Origin of the sequence: Aquitalea sp. ASV11 (assembly GCF_016429185.1) — a bacterium.
Classification (GTDB): domain Bacteria; phylum Pseudomonadota; class Gammaproteobacteria; order Burkholderiales; family Chromobacteriaceae; genus Aquitalea; species Aquitalea pelogenes.
Window position 1 is genome coordinate 1 of record NZ_JAELUD010000325.1, and the last position, 254, is coordinate 254.

Below are 254 nucleotides of genomic sequence, written 5' to 3' on the forward strand. Positions count from 1 at the left end.
TACGCTGGAGCAGCCGCCCGCAGGCTATACCAGCCATTTCCGTGACCCACGCCTGTGGCGTGACTGGGACGGTTTTCATCTGGTGCTGGGCGCGCAGCGCAACAACGGCAGTGGCACGGTGCTGCATCTGTCTCTTATACACATCTCCGAGCCCACGAGACGAACGCAATAATCGCGTATGCCGTCTTCTGCTTGAAAAGGGGGGGGGGGGGGGGGGGGGGGGGGGGGGGGGGGGGGGGGGGGGGGGGGGGGGG

The 254-nt window shown here is 67.7% G+C and carries 1 protein-coding gene; it reads left to right on the plus strand.

What is annotated here, in order from left to right:
* Nucleotides 1–4 precede the first annotated feature (4 nt).
* Nucleotides 5–172, plus strand: a complete 168-nt coding sequence (locus JHD62_RS23195) for a hypothetical protein (RefSeq protein WP_370541117.1) — start codon at nt 5–7, stop codon at nt 170–172.
* Nucleotides 173–254 lie beyond the last annotated feature (82 nt).